This is a genomic window from Oceanisphaera sp. IT1-181 (assembly GCF_033807535.1).
GTDB lineage: Bacteria > Pseudomonadota > Gammaproteobacteria > Enterobacterales > Aeromonadaceae > Oceanimonas.
The window spans coordinates 876208-894731 of record NZ_CP136856.1 but is presented as its reverse complement, the minus strand read 5'-3'; the positions used below and the strand labels follow the sequence as shown (position 1 = coordinate 894731).

General features: G+C 49.4%; 17 protein-coding genes, 2 tRNA genes, 1 pseudogene and 1 riboswitch. Of the genes and pseudogenes, 13 read left to right on the top strand and 7 right to left on the bottom strand.

All coding sequences use genetic code 11. The features are described from left to right. Nucleotides 1–19 precede the first annotated feature (19 nt). The 3 genes and pseudogenes from R0134_RS04095 to R0134_RS04085 all read left to right on the top strand — a co-directional run. Nucleotides 20–502, top strand: a pseudogene (locus R0134_RS04095) (carboxypeptidase M32); the annotation flags it as partial. Nucleotides 503–726: 224 nt separating this feature from the next. Continuing rightward, nucleotides 727–1104, top strand: a complete 378-nt coding sequence (locus R0134_RS04090; protein ID WP_319783590.1) for a DUF393 domain-containing protein — start codon at nucleotides 727–729, stop codon at nucleotides 1102–1104. A 109-nt stretch (nucleotides 1105–1213) separates the two neighbouring features. Further along, nucleotides 1214–2299: a ketoacyl-ACP synthase III gene (locus R0134_RS04085; RefSeq protein ID WP_319784296.1), complete on the top strand. Its 1086-nt coding sequence runs from the start codon at nucleotides 1214–1216 to the stop codon at nucleotides 2297–2299. A 364-nt stretch (nucleotides 2300–2663) separates the two neighbouring features. Here R0134_RS04085 and R0134_RS04080 read toward each other — a convergent pair. After that, a tRNA-Tyr gene (locus R0134_RS04080) sits at nucleotides 2664–2748 on the bottom strand. Between the two features lie 164 nt (nucleotides 2749–2912). Beyond that, nucleotides 2913–2997: transfer RNA gene (locus tag R0134_RS04075), tRNA-Tyr, on the bottom strand. Between the two features lie 122 nt (nucleotides 2998–3119). On the opposite strand from R0134_RS04075, the gene R0134_RS04070 reads away from it, so the two are divergent. The 5 genes from R0134_RS04070 to R0134_RS04050 all read left to right on the top strand — a co-directional run bounded on the left by R0134_RS04070 (nucleotide 3120) and on the right by R0134_RS04050 (nucleotide 6981). Beyond that, complete coding sequence (locus R0134_RS04070) at nucleotides 3120–3599, top strand: VC2046/SO_2500 family protein (protein WP_319783589.1); 480 nt, start codon at nucleotides 3120–3122, stop codon at nucleotides 3597–3599. 333 nt (nucleotides 3600–3932) lie between these two features. Further along, nucleotides 3933–4334, top strand: coding sequence for an FMN-dependent NADH-azoreductase (locus R0134_RS04065; RefSeq protein ID WP_319783588.1), 402 nt, complete (start codon nucleotides 3933–3935; stop codon nucleotides 4332–4334). Further along, entirely contained in the window at nucleotides 4334–5302 is a 969-nt protein-coding gene (locus R0134_RS04060; protein ID WP_319783587.1) for a glutathione S-transferase family protein, read from the top strand. Before R0134_RS04065 ends, R0134_RS04060 begins: the two co-directional genes overlap by 1 nt. Next, nucleotides 5299–6159, top strand: a complete 861-nt coding sequence (locus R0134_RS04055; protein ID WP_319783586.1) for a pirin family protein — start codon at nucleotides 5299–5301, stop codon at nucleotides 6157–6159. The genes R0134_RS04060 and R0134_RS04055 overlap by 4 nt, the downstream gene beginning before the upstream one ends. Nucleotides 6160–6231: 72 nt before the next feature. After that, nucleotides 6232–6370: riboswitch (yybP-ykoY riboswitch) on the top strand. Nucleotides 6371–6408: 38 nt separating this feature from the next. Further along, nucleotides 6409–6981 carry a manganese efflux pump MntP family protein gene (locus tag R0134_RS04050; RefSeq protein WP_319783585.1) on the top strand — a complete coding sequence of 191 codons (573 nt, stop codon included), beginning with the start codon at nucleotides 6409–6411 and terminating at the stop codon, nucleotides 6979–6981. A 276-nt stretch (nucleotides 6982–7257) separates the two neighbouring features. On the opposite strand, the gene R0134_RS04045 is transcribed toward R0134_RS04050, so the two are convergent. After that, nucleotides 7258–7935 carry a heavy metal response regulator transcription factor gene (locus R0134_RS04045; protein WP_319783584.1) on the bottom strand — a complete coding sequence of 226 codons (678 nt, stop codon included), beginning with the start codon at nucleotides 7933–7935 and terminating at the stop codon, nucleotides 7258–7260. A gap of 220 nt (nucleotides 7936–8155) precedes the next feature. On the opposite strand from R0134_RS04045, the gene R0134_RS04040 reads away from it, so the two are divergent. From R0134_RS04040 to R0134_RS04020, 5 genes are all read left to right on the top strand, one after another. Next, on the top strand, nucleotides 8156–9964 hold the full coding sequence (locus R0134_RS04040) for a copper resistance system multicopper oxidase (RefSeq protein ID WP_319783583.1): 1809 nt from the start codon (nucleotides 8156–8158) through the stop codon (nucleotides 9962–9964). Between the two features lie 26 nt (nucleotides 9965–9990). Further along, nucleotides 9991–10998, top strand: a complete 1008-nt coding sequence (locus R0134_RS04035; RefSeq protein ID WP_319783582.1) for a copper resistance protein B — start codon at nucleotides 9991–9993, stop codon at nucleotides 10996–10998. 53 nt (nucleotides 10999–11051) lie between these two features. Beyond that, nucleotides 11052–11537: a cupredoxin family protein gene (locus tag R0134_RS04030; protein ID WP_319783581.1), complete on the top strand. Its 486-nt coding sequence runs from the start codon at nucleotides 11052–11054 to the stop codon at nucleotides 11535–11537. A gap of 107 nt (nucleotides 11538–11644) precedes the next feature. After that, nucleotides 11645–12049, top strand: coding sequence for a cytochrome c (locus tag R0134_RS04025; protein WP_319783580.1), 405 nt, complete (start codon nucleotides 11645–11647; stop codon nucleotides 12047–12049). A gap of 113 nt (nucleotides 12050–12162) precedes the next feature. Next, nucleotides 12163–12582 (top strand): hypothetical protein, encoded by a 420-nt coding sequence (locus R0134_RS04020; protein WP_319783579.1) that lies wholly within the window; start codon nucleotides 12163–12165, stop codon nucleotides 12580–12582. A gap of 85 nt (nucleotides 12583–12667) precedes the next feature. Here R0134_RS04020 and R0134_RS04015 read toward each other — a convergent pair whose 3' ends face one another. From R0134_RS04015 to R0134_RS04000, 4 genes are all read right to left on the bottom strand, one after another. Continuing rightward, complete coding sequence (locus R0134_RS04015; RefSeq protein ID WP_319783578.1) at nucleotides 12668–14080, bottom strand: heavy metal sensor histidine kinase; 1413 nt, start codon at nucleotides 14078–14080, stop codon at nucleotides 12668–12670. Between the two features lie 212 nt (nucleotides 14081–14292). Beyond that, complete coding sequence (locus tag R0134_RS04010) at nucleotides 14293–14766, bottom strand: hypothetical protein (RefSeq protein WP_319783577.1); 474 nt, start codon at nucleotides 14764–14766, stop codon at nucleotides 14293–14295. Between the two features lie 191 nt (nucleotides 14767–14957). Further along, nucleotides 14958–17309, bottom strand: a complete 2352-nt coding sequence (locus R0134_RS04005) for a heavy metal translocating P-type ATPase (RefSeq protein ID WP_319783576.1) — start codon at nucleotides 17307–17309, stop codon at nucleotides 14958–14960. Beyond that, nucleotides 17302–17529, bottom strand: coding sequence for a hypothetical protein (locus tag R0134_RS04000; RefSeq protein WP_319783575.1), 228 nt, complete (start codon nucleotides 17527–17529; stop codon nucleotides 17302–17304). The genes R0134_RS04005 and R0134_RS04000 overlap by 8 nt, the downstream gene beginning before the upstream one ends. Nucleotides 17530–18524: the final 995 nt, after the last annotated feature.

Sequence of the window (18524 nt, the reverse complement as noted above, 5' to 3'; positions counted from 1 at the left end):
TGAGTTACGCGGCATTACTTATACCCGCGTACAGCCCGGCTTAATTCGCGTGGATGCAGACGAAGTCACTTATCCCGCCCACGTAATGCTACGCTATGAAATTGAGCGCGACCTTATTGAAGGCAAGCTGCAAGCCAAAGACTTGCCCGAGCGTTGGGATCAGCTGATGCAGCAATATTTAGGTATCAGCACCCAAGGCAACTATAAGGACGGCTGCATGCAAGACATTCACTGGACCGACGGCAGTTTTGGTTACTTCCCCAGTTACACCTTGGGTGCCATGTATGCGGCCCAACAGGCGCAGGCCATGCAAACGGAACTTGGCTCATTTGTTAACGTTATCAGTGCTCAACTCCCTCGCATTTTCGACTGGCTAGAACGCAATATTTGGCAACATGCCAGCTTGTTAGAAACCGATCAGCTGATTACTCAAGCGTGCGGCCAGCCGCTAACCGCTAATGCCTTTAAGCAACATTTAGAGCAACGGTATTTGGGCAAATAATAGCGCTAAACGCCAAGCACGAAGCTCAATATAGGTCAGCGTATTTTTGTTTTTATGCCGTCATCCTGATGAACATCAGGAACTGGTTTGGCTTTTAGAACCAAGAGCGAGATACCGGGGCCGTCATGCCGGGCTCGACCCGGTACCGGTATGACGGCAAAGATAAAATCGACAAGTCGTACGGCGCTCGACGTAGGGCATCGCGACGAGTCTAGGAGGTTGGAATGGATAACAAGGAAGCTCACCATAAGTTGGTGGTATTTTACGACGGCAGCTGTGAGGGCTGCATTAAAGACCGCGCTAACTACGAGCGCTGGGCCGGTGCTGGCGGTAATGACATTTATTGGTTTGATATTACCGACCGCGATGAGGTGCTGTTAGACCTTGGGCTAGATCCGAGCCATGTGATGCGTGAGTTACATGTGCAAACCAGCGATGGCAAAGTGCTGTCTGAGCTGGATGCTTATATCTTATTGATGCAGCGGGTGCCTAGACTTAAACCGCTGGCTTGGTTGATTGCGTTGCCCATCATCCGCCCCTGCTTATCTTGGGCTTATCGCACTTGGGTAGAACGTCGTTTAAAACGCCAAGGGCGCATTTAAGCCACCTATCTATAGTGGTTCAATGTACGCTTTACCGACACTAAATTTGACACCTATACGCCGCTAAGGCATAACAAAATCCCATAACTTAACACTTGCAGGCCTGATGATGCGCTATGCCAATATTAGCGGCTGGGGTAAATGCTTGCCCCCTGCCGCCTTAAGTAACGACGACTTAAGTACTTTTTTAGATACCTCTGACGACTGGATTTATAGCCGCACCGGTATTCGCTCGCGCCGTATTTCCCATGTAAACACCTCGGCTCTCGCCACTGTGGCCGCCCAGCACGCCTTAGCTGCCGCAGGCTTAACCGCAGACCAGCTTGATTGCATCATTTTGGCCACCGCCAGCGCAGATACCCTAGTGCCCAGCGCCGCCTCTGCGATACAGCGTAACTTAGGTGCCAGTAAAGCCGCAGTGTTTGATATTAACGCCGCCTGTACAGGCTTTATTTATGGCTTAAGTGTGGGTAGCGCTTTGATTAAAGCCGGCACTATGCAAAAGGTGTTGGTTATAGGTGCCGAGCGCTTAACCCATTATTTAGACTGGACCCAGCGCGACACCGCCGTGTTATTTGGCGATGGTGCCGGTGCCGTGATCTTAGAAGCCAGTGATCAGCCGGTAGGCCTGATTGCCGACAAACTCGGTTGCGACGCCGAAGCGAGTGATATTTTAGCTATCCCAAATTCAGGCACAAGTCGGGAGCGCTTTGCGCATACCGATGGCTTATTTGAGGTGAATTTTGACGGCAAAGAAATCTTTAAGCGCGCAGTCAAAGGCATGGGCGAAGCCGCAAGCCACGTTTTAGCAGAAGCGAAATTGACCGGTGCAGATATCGACTTGTTATTGCCGCATCAAGCCAACGTGCGCATTATTGAGACTTTAGCCAAGAAGATGGCCATGCCCAGCGACAAGGTGATGATCAACATAGAACACTACGGCAATACTTCTGCCGCCACCGTGCCCATCGCCTTGTGTGACGCACTCGAACAAGGCCGCATTAAGCCTGGCGCCTTGTTATTAACCGCCGCCTTTGGTGCCGGACTAACGTGGGGTGCCGGCGTTATTCGCTGGGGCGAACGAGTCACACCACTACAAGTGTCAGATGCGACCTTGCCGCCTTGTGAGCACAGCGCGCTGGAGTTATTGGCGTCGGCCATTAAAGGCTGTCTGCAAGCGAAAAATGAAGCGTGAAGCAGAGCCAAAAGCTGAAGATTGGCGTTTTATTGTTTCAATGCAGTCATGCTCTTCGTAATAAAACCTAAACAGAGATCCTGACGTTCGTCAGAATGACGGCATACATATAAAACAAACCGCCCTTAGCAGTCATTCCGGGCTCGCCCCGGTATCTCGCACTAAGTATTTAAATCTACTACGAGATCCTGACGTGGGTCAGGATGACGGCATACATATAAAACAAACCGCCCTTAGCCGTCATACCGGGTTCGCCCCGGTATCTCGCACTTAGTATTAAAATCTAAAACTAGATCCTGACGTGCGTCAGGATGACGACTAAAAAATGAAAAAGGCCAGTGCTAAGCACTGGCCTTTTAAAGGGTGGTGGAGGAGGCTGGATTCGAACCAGCGAAGGCTGAGCCGTCAGATTTACAGTCTGATCCCTTTAGCCACTCGGGAACTCCTCCACATTTAAAACTTATATTTAGCTATATTTTAAATATGGTATGGCTAATTTTTAATCGATTAATATTTGCTATATTTTTAATCAATCAAATTTTAATTACTTAATTTCTAACTACCTAAATTTTCACTACACAGTGTGTTTATCAATCACACCATTTTAAATAAATGGTGGAGGAGGCTGGATTCGAACCAGCGAAGGCTGAGCCGTCAGATTTACAGTCTGATCCCTTTAGCCACTCGGGAACTCCTCCACACTTGTGTTGCGCATATTACCAAAAGAATTCTGTTTGTGAACCCCTAAGGGCAATTTTTTGCTAATTAAAAGCGCTTTGCTGCCGATAACTAATCAAATGCCTATTTTTTAAACTTAATTATGCTGACCGACATCCAGAATACGCTACTCGTAAACGACAGCCAACTCGGAGACCGCCTTAACACTGCAGTCTCTGAGGGCCGTCGTAGCGATTTCGGCTTGTTACTGGCATTACTCTCGGATGATGCGCGAGATTTACCGCGCATCGAAGCCACCAAAGATGAACAAGGCCAAGTTAACTGGCGCCAATTTTTTGATTTACCGCAAGCTAGCCCCCTGTACGCCGAGGAGCAAGACAGCATCAGAGCACCGCAACTCTCGGCCTTGGCGACGGACTTGCAACAAGATAGCATGCGCTTAATGTTAGCCATGCGCGCCGAGCCGCTGCGCGTCAGCCCAGATGTGCTGCCATATGAAGTGAGCAGCAACTTAAGCCCGCGCACCCAAGCTCGCTTCAATGGTGAGCAACTCAATAGCACCCTACCCCAAGATCCCAGCCGTATGTTATCGATTATTGAATCTGTTAGGGCCATGGCTTAACTGCAGCGCCATGCGTCCTGCACCAAGCGCCGAGCTAAAATACAGCCCCTTCTACGATCATTACGGCCTGTAGCTTTAAAGCTGTGGCTTTCACTCTGGATTATTAGAAATACTGCACCCGCAAAAAATAAGCTAAATGTCATGTAGATACTCTGTGGGAGGTAAAGGTTTAACGTTACGCCGTTCTGCGCTCTGTTGTTATGCGCCCTTAATTCCGTCTTCCTATGCTTTACCGGTTGGTTATAGACGTATAATCCAACAACCAAAAGAGAGGGGCTGAGGCTCTGTCCGTCATCCGCGAGTGATCGCGCTAGCTTAAAAGCTCAATTAAGCGTGTCGGAGCAATTGATTGATGAGTTGAGAAACGCCGACACCCTGATACTCGCAGCACCTATGTACAACTTTGGGATCCCGGCCACATTGAAACAATGGATCGATAGCGTCTGTCGTGCAGGTGTCAGTTTTAAATACACAGAGCAGGGACCGGTGGGTTTACTGGATATAAAACGGGCTTTCATTATCACCGCCTCCGGTGGTACCCCTGTCGGTAGCGAAATGGACTTTGCCAGTCGCTACCTGGAGCATATTTGCAAATTTATCGGTATCGGCGATGTGTTCCATATCGATGCCAGCGGATCTAAAGGCACACCAGAGCAAGTCATTGCACAGGGTAAACGCCAAGTGGATGTTCTGGTGTCTACACTCTTGACCAATGCGTTTACAGGAGAGGCATAATGGGCTTATTACAACAAGGGAAATGGGTTGATCAGTGGTACGACACTGGCAATAGCGGTGGTGAATTTCGCCGTCAGGACAGTCGCTTCAGACATTGGCTGACACCCGATGGCAAAGCAGGGCCAAACGGGGAGCTTGGCTTTAAAGCTGAGAAAGGCCGCTACCATTTGTATGTGTCTCTGGCCTGCCCATGGGCACACCGCACGCTGATTTTTCGTGAAATAAAGCAGCTGCAAGCGTATATCGATGTCACCGTGGTCGAGCCGGTGATGCTGGAAAATGGCTGGGAGATGAAAGACCCACTTTATGGTTTTGACTTTCTTTATCAACTGTACCTAAAAGCGGATGCCAGCTATGAGGGCCGCGTTACGGTGCCGGTGTTGTGGGACACGCAAACACAGACCATTGTCAGCAATGAATCTTCAGAGATTATCCGTATGTTTAATACTGCGTTTAATCATCTAACAGGCAACATGACAGATTACTACCCAGAGACGTTACATAAACAGATCAACGCTCTGAATGATCGTATCTACGACACCATCAACAACGGGGTCTATCGCGCCGGCTTTGCCACCACCCAAGATGCCTATGAACAGGCATACCATAGCTTGTTCGATTCGCTGGATTGGATCGAAGGTTTGCTCGCGCAGCAGCGCTACCTGACGGGAGATCAGTTGACGGAAGCCGATTGGCGCTTGTTTACCACCTTGATCCGTTTCGATGCCGTGTATTTTGGTCACTTTAAAACCAATCGTCAGTTGCTGGCAGATTATCCGGCCATGAGTGGTTATGTACGCGAGCTGTATCAGATACCTGGTGTGGCTGACACCGTCTGCTTTGAACATATCAAGACCCACTATTATGCGAGCCACTTGATGATCAATCCCACCGGCATCATTCCCGTAGGTCCAGTTCAGGATTTTACCGCCGCCCATGGTCGAGAACAGCAGGGAGAATATCGATGAGAGAGTTAATTCAAGTGATACCTGCTCGCCCTACTCAGGATGGTGACGGCGTCAAGATCCATCGCCTAGCAGGTCAGCGTCTGCATCAGGTACTCAATCCTTTTTTGATGATTGATGAAATCAACTCCGACAATGCGGCCGACTATATTGGCGGCTTTCCCGAACATCCTCATCGAGGCTTTGAAACCATTACCTATATGAAGGCTGGGCGTATGCGCCACCGCGACCACATGGGTAATGAAGGTGTTATCAGCGCCGGTGATGTGCAGTGGATGACCGCAGGCTCGGGGGTACTGCATTCGGAAATGCCCGAGCAGGAGCACGGCCTGTTGCACGGCTTTCAAATTTGGCTGAATTTGCCTGCCGCTGAAAAAATGAAGCCTGCAGCCTATCAGGAGATTGTGAGTGCTGACATATCCGAGCAGCGGCTATCAACCGGTGGCATGGTTCGCGTTATCGCCGGTAACGTGACTATCAATCAGCATGTACAGCAAGGTCCGTTGCCTGAGATTTCGACGCAACCTGTTTTTATCGATGTGCAATTGACGGGTAATGAAACCGTTGAGCTGTCTTTCAATGCCGATAACTCTGTACTGGTGTATGTCTATAAAGGGGCAACCGATTTGATCGGGTCGCGGCAGCTGGGCATTTACGCTAAAGGCAACACACTACACCTGCAAGCTAGCTCCTCAGGCGCGGAGATATTAGTGCTCAGCGGTCGCGCTATTGAAGAGCCTGTGGTGCAATACGGTCCTTTTGTGATGAATACACCCGATGAAATTGAACAAGCATTACATGATTTTAGCAACCCGCAGTTTCTAAAACAGTTAACGTCCGGTAGAAAAACAGGGCCGTAACAAAACTTAGTGGGAAGCCCCGTCTTTTTGGCATAATGCAGTACTTAGTGGATTCAGGAGTTTATGCTAACCTAAACGCTCTTTGGGGAGTAGCCTGCTTTCGTTCTGCGAAAGAGTTCGTGTCAACATACTTGGCAAAATGCCATGGTGCGAACACCTCTCGGTTGGCGAGACCATCGATATATCTATACTGCACGTCGGGTGTATGGGTATGTCGTGGACTCGATACCCGACCTGAGAAAATAAAAAGTGAACCCTATCGCCCTGCTGTTACTTGCTCTTTCAATGTCTGCTGATGCCTTCTCTGTGGCAATTAGTAAAGGGACAAGCCTTAAAAACCCTCGTTTTACTGAAGCGTTAAGAATGGGCCTCATTTTTGGCACCATTGAGGCGATCACGCCCATCATAGGTTGGTTTATTGGCCGTTCAGCGGCTTCTTTTGTTGATGCATCTTTTGTCGAAGCATGGGATCACTGGATAGCGTTCGCCATACTCAGCGCTCTCGGTCTGCACGTGATTTATGAAGGTTGTAAGCCTTGCAGTGAAAAAGCAGCAGTACCGTCGAGACACTCTTTTTCCAGACTCGCTGTGACCGCATTTGGCACGAGTGTGGATGCGATGGCCATAGGCATTAGCCTAGCGTTTGTCGACGTTAATATTCTACTGGCGGCGGGCCTAATTGGTCTAGCGACCACAATCATGGTCACGTTAGGCGTTATGCTGGGGAAGGTATTGGGGGCATTATTTGGCCATCGAATTGAAATATTTGGTGGCCTAATGCTGATTGCTATCGGCGCGTGGATTCTGGTAAGTCACCTTTAGTTACGAGCAGGTTCAATATACTGTCTGTTACCGCCCGCATTTTCCGGCCGGAAAATGGCAGTCTTTGACGATGAGAGCAACAGCGCACACTGCATTGCACCACAAACTGCCACTAAGCCCTACTTTGCCATGTCAAAGATACTAGGGGCTGTTGACCTTTCGCGGTTAAATTTTGTTCGAGTTAAACGCGCTTTTATCATAGTGTTGATAAGCAAATCTAGGTAAAAATGCAGCGTACGCTAAGGCATGAACCGCTATAAGATCACAGGCTCCAGCTTACCGGGTAATATCTATGGTGTAGCCCATGCCTCTGATGGTTTGGATGAGTTTAAGACTGAAGCCATCATCTATTTTGGCGCGCAAGCGGCGAATGGCCACGTCGATGACATTGGTATCACTGTCGAAGTTCATATCCCATACCAGAGAGGCGATGAGCGAGCGTGGCAGCACCTCACCTTGGCGGCGCACCAGTAACTCCAACAGCGCAAACTCTTTATTGGTTAAGTGAATGTGCTCTCCGGCGCGCACTGCGTGGCGACGTGGCAGATTGAGCGTCAGATCGGCCACTTCCAGTAGATTACTGGGTGCTTGGGGGCTACCTCGGCGCAGTAAGGTTCGTACTCTGGCCAGCAATTCAGCAAAGGCAAAGGGTTTAACGAGATAATCGTCGGCCCCCAGCTCCAATCCCCGCACCCTGTCTTCTACGCTGTCTTTGGCGGTTAAAAATAACAGCGGCATCTGTCGCCCTTGCTCACGCAGCGCTTCGACAATTCGCCAGCCATTCAGATCTGGCAGCATGACATCGAGAATGATCAAATCGTAAGGCTCAGTGACCGCCAGATGCAGGCCATCTAAACCATTGCGGGCAAGATCCACCACAAACCCTGCCTCATTGAGCCCTTTTTGCAGATAATCCCCTGTTTTTTGCTCATCTTCGATGATCAGAATTTTCATTTTTATCTCTTTGTACTGTCATTGATGACCCATGATGGCGACCAAGGTGCGCTACTGCCAGCGTTATGTTTATAGCATGAGGCCAGCTTGCTGCCAGTCACATGACCGCAACATGACAATTTTGTAATCTTACAGTCATGTTGACGACAGGCTGACCTTCTATTCTTTCCTTATATAAATATTCCTAATGAGCAAAATGCCAACAAGGAGAGGAGTTGCGATGAAAGTAATCGAGAACAGTCCCAATCTACCCCGACGTAGATTTGTACAAGGACTCGCTGCAGGTGGCGTGGTGTTAGGCATGGCGCCCATGTTGAGACCCGCGCAGGCTGCAAGTGTGGGCACAGTCACCGGCGATGTACCCGTGCTGTCCGGAAAAGAGTTCGACCTGATTATCGATGAAACGCCCGTTAACTTTACTGGCAAAACACGCATGGCCACCACCATTAACGGCTCCATTCCTGGCCCAACACTGCGCATGCGTGAAGGAGATGAGGTGACCATTAGGGTGACCAATCGGCTGAAAGAGCCGACCTCCATTCACTGGCACGGTATTATTTTGCCTTATCAGATGGACGGCGTGCCGGGCATTAGTTTTGCGGGTATCGCCCCCGGCGAAACCTTTACTTATAAGTACAAGTTGGAACAAAGCGGCACCTATTGGTATCACTCTCATTCGGGCATGCAGGAACTCACCGGTATGTACGGGGGATTAATCATAGATCCCGCCGCAGGCGATAGCATTAAAGCCGACCGCGAACATCTGGTGTTGCTTTCGGACTGGACCGATGAAAATCCGATGCGAGTATTAGGTAAGCTCAAGAATCAGGGCGATCTCTACAACTTCAATCAACCTACGGTATTCGACTTCTTTCGTGATGTGTCGAGTGATGGCTTAACGTCAGCGCTGAACAAACGGCAAATGTGGAACGAAATGCGCATGAGCCCGACCGACTTGGCAGATTTGTCCTCGGAGACGCTGACCTATCTCATGAACGGCACCGCTCCTGCGGGCAACTGGACGGCGCTGTTCAAACAAGGTGAACGAGTGCGATTGCGCTTTATTAATGGCGCAGGCAATAGCTTTTATGATGTGCGGATCCCTGGGCTTAAAATGACGGTGGTTCAAGCCGACGGTCTGAATGTAGAGCCAGTCACCGTGGATGAATTTCGGTTTGGCCCTGGCGAAACTTATGATGTGCTGGTGGAGCCCCAAGCCGAGGCTTATACCCTGTTTGCCCAAGCGATGGACAGAACCGGTTATGCCCGAGGCACTTTAGGTACGCGAGCAGGACTGAGTGCTGCCGTGCCAGAGCTGGATCCTGCTGAATGGCTAACCATGGCCGATATGATGGGCGATATGGGCGGCATGGATCACGGCGCTATGGCGGGTATGGATCACGGTAGCATGGCTGGCATGGACCACGGCGCTATGACTGGCATGGATCACGGGAGCATGGCTGGTATGGACCACGGCGCTATGGCTGGGGGATTAAGTAAGGCGAGCAGCGAAGTGAATCATGCTCGTAGTGAATATGGTCCTAGCGTGGATATGCGGGTCGATACGCCGCGCACTAACTTAGACGATCCCGGCATTGGCTTGCGCAACAACGGCCGTCGAGTACTGACCTTGGCTGACTTGCGTACCCCGGGCGGCCCTATGGATCCAAGACCGGCGGAGCGGGAAATAGAACTACACCTAACCGGCAATATGGAACGCTATACTTGGTCGTTCGATGGCGTTGAATTTGGCAGCTCTACACCCGTGCACTTTAACTATGGCGAACGAGTGCGCATCATTCTGCACAACGACACCATGATGACTCACCCCATGCATCTGCACGGTATGTGGAGCGAACTGGAAAATCCGGACGGTAGTTTTCAGGTACGTCGCCACACCATACAGGTGCAACCGGCGCAACGGATCAGCTTTTTGGTCACTGCAGACGCGCTTGGACGTTGGGCTTGGCACTGTCACCTAATGTTCCATATGGATGCGGGTATGTTCCGCGAAGTGGTGGTGTCATGAGCGGGATAAACGGAAGGAAAGCGACCATGAAATCCGGATTGAACAGTATATTACTGGCCTTAACAGTGCTGCCAGCTGGCGCTGCATTGGCTCAAGACGCTCATGCTGGGCATGTCTCAGCACCGGCAAACAGCCAAATGAAAGACATGGACCACAGTCAAATGAAAGACATGGACCATAGTCAAATGAAGGACATGGACCACAGTCAAATGAAGGACATGGACCACAGTCAAATGAAAGACATGGATCATAGCCAGATGCAGGGTATGGATCACGGTAGCATGCAGATGCAGGGGGGCTCCCCCCCCGCCGATGCCAGAGATCCCGATGCCTATTCCGGTGGTTTCACCTTGGAAGACGGTCCCTATGCGTTGCCCGGTCCTCGTCAGTTAAGACTGGCTGACGAGCATACTTTCTACGGGGTGCTAGTCGATAAATTAGAGCGGGTAGATAACGGTGCAGGCCATGCCTTAGCCTTTGACACTCGTGCTTGGATTGGTCGTGATTACAACCGAGCCGTACTAAAAGCAGAAGGCGACATAGAGCAAGGCAAGCTGGCAGAAGCCAGTACTGAGCTGTTATGGAGCCATGCACTAAGCACCTTCTGGAACAGTGAATTGGGTGTGCGTTATGACACGGGGCACGGGCCAGATCAGGGCTGGTTAGCCTTAGGTGTGGCGGGCTTGGCCCCTTATTGGTTTGAACTCGATGCCACAACCTATTTGGGTGACGATGGACAAACGGCGTTAGCCGTAGAAGCGGAATATGAACTCTTATTAACCCAGCGACTGGTATTGCAACCCAGTGTGGAGCTGACCGCTTATGGTAAGGATGATGCCGAACGCGGCCAAGGCCAAGGTTTATCTGAGCTAGTAGCCGGTGCTCGACTGCGCTATGAAATCGATCGCCAGTTTGCCCCCTATCTAGGCTGGGAATGGGCAACAGCGCTGGGAAATAGTGCCGATCTACGGCGAATAGAAGACGAAGCGACCCAGGAAACTCGCTGGTTAGCTGGGGTTAAGTTCTGGTTTTAAACCGTGATGATATTCAACAAATACGCTAAACAAGTACACTCAAGGAAACACTCATGAAAAAAACACTATCCGTATTAATGCTGTCTTTATTACCCAGCTTGGCAATGGCTGCTGGCGAGCACGGTGACCATCAAGGTCATGATATGGCGGCGATGCAACAGAATATGCAAGGGGTAGGCCTGCCTGGTAAGGCGGCCGACGTGAGTCGCACTATCGAAGTAGTGATGCATGATAATATGCGTTTTTCACCAGAGCACATCGAAGTGAAAGCCGGTGAAACCGTGCGGTTATTTATTAAAAACTCGGGTAAAGTGGCTCATGAATTGGTGATTGGTGATATGGCATCCTTAAAAGAACATGCCGAAATGATGCGCCAGATGCCAGATATGAAACACGCCGAGCCCAATATGATCACCCTACAGCCGGGCCAGAAAGGCGGCTTGGTCTGGAAGTTTGATCAGGCTGGTACCGTCGATTTTGCCTGCCTACTCCCCGGCCATATGGAAGCGGGCATGAAGGGTCGTGTAGAGATTATGTAGGGATGAGGTAAAGTAGTCGCACAAATGCATTAAAAAACATGTAACACTAATGGCATGGGCCTCGCCCATGCCATTTTTTAGTTAATTGAGTAAGAGGATGTAATAGCGTGAAAAAAATATCAACAGCCAGTCGTTGGCGGTTATGGGGCGTAGTGGTTGGCGCGCTCGTATTCGTTGTTATTATCAGCAGTCGATTTCTACCAAACGGTAAGTCGGAGCAGCAAAACCAGCAAGCACAACTATCTCAGGGTAAACAAGCTTATAACGACAATTGCGCCAGCTGTCATGGTGCAGACTTGAAAGGCACTCGCCAAGGCCCCTCCTTTATTCATCCGGTGTATGAGCCTTCTCATCATGGTGACGAAGCATTTTATCGTGCCGCCGCTAATGGCGTGCGTGCCCATCATTGGCGCTTTGGCGATATGCCGCCGGTATCGGGTGTTACCCAAGCTGAGGTGGGTGAGATAATTGGCTATATTCGCGAGCAGCAGCGTGCCAATGGCATAAAATAGCCACGGTAAGAATATACCTGACAACATTGTCATGTATATGACAGCTTCTCGTCAGGTTCACATTGCTACCCTTTAAATTGACTTAGATCAATTTATTAATAAAGGGGGATACAATGTTTAAAACTGTAGCACTGCTTACTTTCTCGTCCATTAGTATTATTTCTGCGCCATTAGCGATGGCATCCAGTCATTATGCACCGGCTAGCGTTTGTTTTAACTCCTTGAGTAACGGCACCGATGGCGTCGATCGATTTGACGCCAAGATGGCAAAATTACAGGCTCAAAAAAACGGTAAAGATTTATCAGCCTGCATTCCTGCCAAGATATATCTCAATATAAGCAGCACTGGCACCGATGGCGTCGATCGTTTCGATGAAAAAATGCGACAGACCCGCGAAAAAAATAAACTTGCGGCTCAACAACAAAAAGCGCCCGCAGATGTTTATCTTAACAATGGCAGTAATGGTACCGATGGTGTCGATCGCTTTGATGAAAAAATTCTGCAATTACGGACCGGTAGCCGCGAGCTTTAATAGCAGTAAACCTATTGAATACATTTAACAGGTTTATTTATAAAAACAGGGAGCTTAGGCTCCCTATTTTTATTTAGTCAATATCTTAAACATACGGAAACCAAACACTAAAACAGGTTTCTTGTGCATCAGACTGCACAGCTATAGTGCCGTGATGCGCGGTAATAATCGCTTGGGTAATCGCTAGCCCAAGCCCCGTGCCCTCGGTTATGGGTTGGCGTGCATGGTCCACTCGGTAAAAGCGGTCAAACAGATGAGGCCATTCTTCGATTGGAATCGCCGGTCCCGGATTGATGACTGTCACGGTTGTGCCCTGCTTATCACTGCTAATCGTGATGCGTACTTCACCCTGTGCTGGTGTATAGCGAATGGCATTCGTGAGTAGATTACTGAAAGCCCGTTGCAGCATCGCTTTGTCGCCCAGCAAGTTAGCTTGGCCTTGTCGGTGTAGGCGCACTTGTTGTTCACTGGCCAAGGGCTCAAAAAATTCAATCAGTTCATCCAATTCATCATTCAAAGCCAGCGGCTCGTGCTGCATGGTTAACTGACCTTGCTCAGACTTGGCAAGAAATAGCATTTCACCAATCATCCTTGCCAGCCGCTCGGCAGTTTCCAGATTAGCGTAGAGCACTTCTTTGTACTCTTCGGCATTACGCGGCTGTGCCAACGCCACTTGGGTTTGCATCATTAGGCTGTTAACCGGGGTGCGCAGCTCGTGAGCAATATCCGAAGAAAAAGCCGTTAGTCGCTGAAAAGAGCCTTCCAGTCGATCCAGCATGTCATTGAATGCTTGAATTGGGCCGTGTAGTTCTGAGGGAGCTTTGGCCAAAGAGAGCCGATGACCGAGCTTATTGGCGGTGACCCGAGCAGAAAGCGAGGCTAGGCTGCGTAATGGTTTTAGGCCGGTACGTGATGCCAACCATCCGAGCAATATTGAGATTAAGGCAATGCCGCTCGTCAGCCAAGCAAGGCCAATTTTTATTTCATCAATAAAGTGCTGATGATAACTGGTGTCTAATGCCACACGGACCAAGATAGCATTGGGAGTATTGAGTCCACTTATCGCCGAGCCAACAGCAACCCGGTCAGTAATACTGCGATAGCGAATACCACCTTCAATCCAGTTCTCTTGCAATGGCAATGAGTCATAGTCGGGCATGGCATGGCTCAGGCCAGGTTGCTGACGCCCTGTGGGATGGACGCTGGCCAACTCTTTGCCATTTAGATCTCTAATCAGCAGAAAGTACCCACTATGGCCAGAAAGCATGTTGTTCAGATCAGCTTTCAGTGTCGACCAATTTTGTCCATGACTCTGTTGCTGGCTGGCGATAAACTTCTTAGTTAATATTATTTTACTTTGAATATCACTTTCGTCTTGGCGCGCAAAGTGATGTTCTAACGACTGCATTAATACGACACTCACTAAACCCCAGATGGCTAACATGGTGATGCTAAACATCAGGCTGAGCCGAGTGGTTAAAGACAGATAATTGCTCATTATGTAGCTCTTTACCCTGTAATGCTCCAACGTTGCCTAATATACCATGCCACGAACAGGCAGAAGTAAGGTGACGGCAAGGTAGTCATAGTATCCGATGATCATAGAGCTGCGGGCCGCATGTTAGCTTTATATCCCCTGCTGTTTTCACAGTGACATCGGCAGCCATAAAAAAAGGGGACAGGCGCCCCCCAAAAAAAATGGCCAGTAATTTATTTCGAGCGGCCTTGCAGCTGCTGCTGATGTTCCAGCATTTGTTCCATCATCAGTTGCATCTGATCCATGCGCTTCTCCATAAACTGGAAGCGATCCTCCGGCTTAATTGCAGGGTGGCCTTGGCTGGAATTATCCTGCATACCTTGACCATCCATCATTTTCTCGCCTTTCATCACTCCCTCGTCCTTCATCATGCCTCGGTTACCCATCATACCGCCGCGCATCATGTGCATTTGCTTTTGCATGAGTTCCATATGCTCATTCATGAGCTCTTGATGGTCTTGTCCGGGATTTTGCCGCATCTGGCTGGTCATACCTTGCATACGGGACATATTCTGCTGCATTTCCTGCACCTTTTCTGGGGACATCATCATGCCACCAGCCCCGTGCTGGTTGTCTGAATCAGCGGCCCAAAGAGCCGGTGCGGCGACAATCAAGGAGACAGCAATTACTTTCGTCAGACGTTTCATGTCAAACTCCTTAATGAAATTCTTTTGCGACAGTTTCAGTAAACACCGTCGACCTAAATCGCTCCTGAATTTACTTCAGATGATCCTTTTAATTGTTATAAATAAATTTATTGGCCGGTCTATTCAGATCACACAGGATCCATTGTATAAGGCATATAAATCTCCTTTTTTCGGTGGGAAAATCCATCACCCTAGTCGTCTGACAGTTTCACTAACCTCAATCGTAGCGCATTGGCAATAACGCTGACCGAAGATAGCGACATCGCCGCCGCCGCAACAATTGGCGATAAGAGAATGCCGAAAAACGGATAGAGCACGCCTGCCGCAATCGGCACCCCAGCCGTGTTATAAATAAAGGCGAAAAACAGGTTTTGGCGAATATTGCGCATCGTCGCCTGTGACAACCGCCGCGCTTCCACGATCCCCATCAAGTCACCACGTAAGAGTGTAATGCCCGCACTCTCAATGGCTACGTCAGTCCCGGTGCCCATAGCGACACCCACGTCTGCAGTAGCCAAAGCTGGGGCGTCATTTACGCCATCCCCTGCCATCACGACAATCCGCCCTTCGTCTTTTAGACGTTGGATAACTTTCCCTTTGTCCTCAGGCAGCACTTCCGCTTCCACTTCATCAATATGGAGTTGGCGAGCAACAGCTTCGGCTGAGGTTCGGTTATCACCGGTCAGCATTACCACGCGAATGCCGTCCTTCTGCAGTGCAGCAATGGCCGCCTTAGTGGTTTCCTTGATCGGGTCAGCAATGGCAATCAAGCCGCAAATCTGTTTCTCTACCGCTGCAAATATTACCGTCGCACCATCCGTGCGCAGCCGATCGGCCTCCTCCTCAAAGGCGGAGGTATCGACGCTTTCTGACTCCATCAACAATCGGTTGCCAAGCAGAACTTTCTTCCCGTCGACTTTACCGGTGACACCTTTGCCATTGGGCGAATCGAAATCCTCAGCGTCCGGCAATGTCAGCGCCATGGTTTTGGCTTTATCGAGAATGGCATGTGCCAAGGGATGCTCACTGCCCTTTTCTAGACCCCCGGCGTAGCGCATTAGATCTTCCTCACTAAAACCGTTTGCGGGTACCAGTTGCGTTACCTGAGGCTTGCCTTCGGTCAGTGTCCCCGTTTTATCCACGACCACGGTATCGACTTTTTCCATGCGTTCCAGCGCTTCAGCATCGCGAATGAGCACCCCATTCTGAGCGCCTCGACCAACCCCCACCATGATTGACATAGGAGTGGCCAAACCCAGCGCACATGGGCAAGCAATAATCAGCACACTCACCGCTGCAATCAGGCCATAGGCCATGGGAGGCGTTGGTCCAAGGGCTGACCAAGCAATAAAGGCAATGATGGCAATCACCACCGGCACAAACCAGCCGGCCACTTTGTCGGCTAACCCCTGAATTGGTGCGCGGCTGCGCTGAGCACTGGCCACCATCTGCACAATTTGCGCAAGCATGGTGTCGTGCCCAACTTTGTCTGCGCGCATAATAAAGCTACCTTGTTGGTTCATGCTGCCACCAATCACCTGGTCGCCGGTCTTCTTGCTCACCGCCAAGGGTTCACCGGTTACCAGAGACTCGTCAACATGAGAGCTACCTTCTAAAATCTCTCCATCCAAAGGCACTTTATCGCCCGGACGGACTCGCAAACGGTCGCCGACCTTGACCTGTTCGAGAGAAACGTCGGACTCACCCCCTTCATTATCCAGCTTTCTTGCCGTGGCCGGTGCCAAGTCCAACAGGGCTTTTATTGCGCCTGAGGTTTTCTCTCGCGCACGAAGTTCCAATACTTGCCCAAGCAACACCAACACAACAATGACGGCAGCCGCCTCGAAATAGACGGCGACCGAACCATCAGCCTGCCGGAAGGCAGAAGGGAAAATCTGAGGAGCCAATGTCGCGACCAAGCTATAAATCAACGCAACGCCGGTCCCAATGGAGATTAGTGTGAACATGTTCAGGTTGCGGTTGAGCACTGACTTCCAGCCACGAACAAAGAAAGGCCAGCCGCACCAAACCACCACTGGCGTAGCTAGTATCATCTGAATCCAGTTGGAAGTTTGTGATGATACGATGTGCTCAAGATTTGTAAGATGGCCCCCCATTTCAAGTCCAAACACTGGGAGCGCAAGCAATAGGCCAATCCAGAACCGACGATTCATATCCGTAAGCTCTTCCGACGGTCCATCGTCGATGCTGACTTGTTCCGGCTCCAAGGCCATGCCGCAAATTGGACAATCGCCCGGCCCCTGCTGACGGATTTCTGGGTGCATCGGACAAGTATACATAGTGCCAGAGGCAACCGGCTCCGCGGGTTCTTTCTCTTCGCCTAGGTATTTACTTGGATCTTCATCAAACTTTGACTGACATCGAATTGAGCAGAAATAATAGCTCTTTCCAGCATGCTGACTGCGAGGTTCAGCGGTATGAGGATCTACGGGCATCCCGCAGACTGGGTCTTTTATCGCGTCTTCAACGTGATGTTCAGGAGTGGGATGATCATGTTGGTCTGTGCGCGGATGATCACCCATTGCGTGATCCGGCTTTGTCCGCTGGCCAATCAGAAAACGCAATAAAAAACAGGAGAATCAGATTCACCATCGGAATAAGAATCAGGATCCCCATCCAACCTGGATAACCGATGCGCTGACAGATTCGCCACGCGGGTATGACGACTACAATGGCAATGATCAGCATCCATAGCCAATGCCCTGTCCACATAGTGTTCCCAAACATATTTCCTTCCATCATGGGTCTATCCTCCAATTTACGTGTTGAAGATCAGTGATGCTGTACATCTGCCCCATCACTTTTCCGTTTCATCGCCTTACTTTTAGTGGAAAACATCAGGTGGCGGAAGGCTTCAGGAAGATCTGTTCGGCAACCGCAAAATAATCATAGCTCATGAAGCTCAAGCTTCGTAAAGGTGCTTTAAATTCTCTAAAATCAGCGACTTACTCTTTGCCTGTCTCTTCATCACATCTTTTTCTTGCCTTATAAGAAAACATGAAGTAGGCAGATGTACTGCTGTAGCCACGTATTTTTACCTTGTAGCTGGCCTTTATCCCGCTTAGCAGGACTTCGGCTCGGTTTTGTGTTTAGGCCTTAAAAAGCCAGCAAAGCTGGCCTGCCGAACAAGTTGGCAGCTACAAATGACAAACATGGCAACTACAAATTTCTGTTTCGGCGTATCCGACAGCGTGCTGGTCGAGCAATCCGTTTATTCAGAGTACATCATTAAAATAAACAGAAACTTGTGACTAAGTGACAGCCTCTTTGCTTCAGGGCGGGATAGGCGAGTGTTGCACTTGAGAGTTGAATTTTCACCTTAAAAAAACGTAACACCTTACAAACTAAAGTTTATAAAAACCAGATAACAATAAAAGCTACGACCTAGGCATAAACATAGTAAAAATCATTGAAGTTATTTAGTTACAAAACTGACTACGTGAAAAATTAAACCTAACAAAGAAATTAAAATATAAATCACACTTAAATTAAAAGTTTAAAATTAACAAACAACCCGACAACTAATAAAAACCCACCAGTAGAACCGCTGACGTTATAGTCAATAAAGTTCCAAAGTCAGCCAGCCCGACCGGCCTCAAACGAGTGTAGAATTAAGTTTATATTAATGTAAATCCTTAGTTGAGTGTACATTGGCTAACAATAGCTATTATCTAATAGTATCAAATGCATATGAAACCTCGACAACAACTCTTGTCAGGATATGACGCAGTAATGAG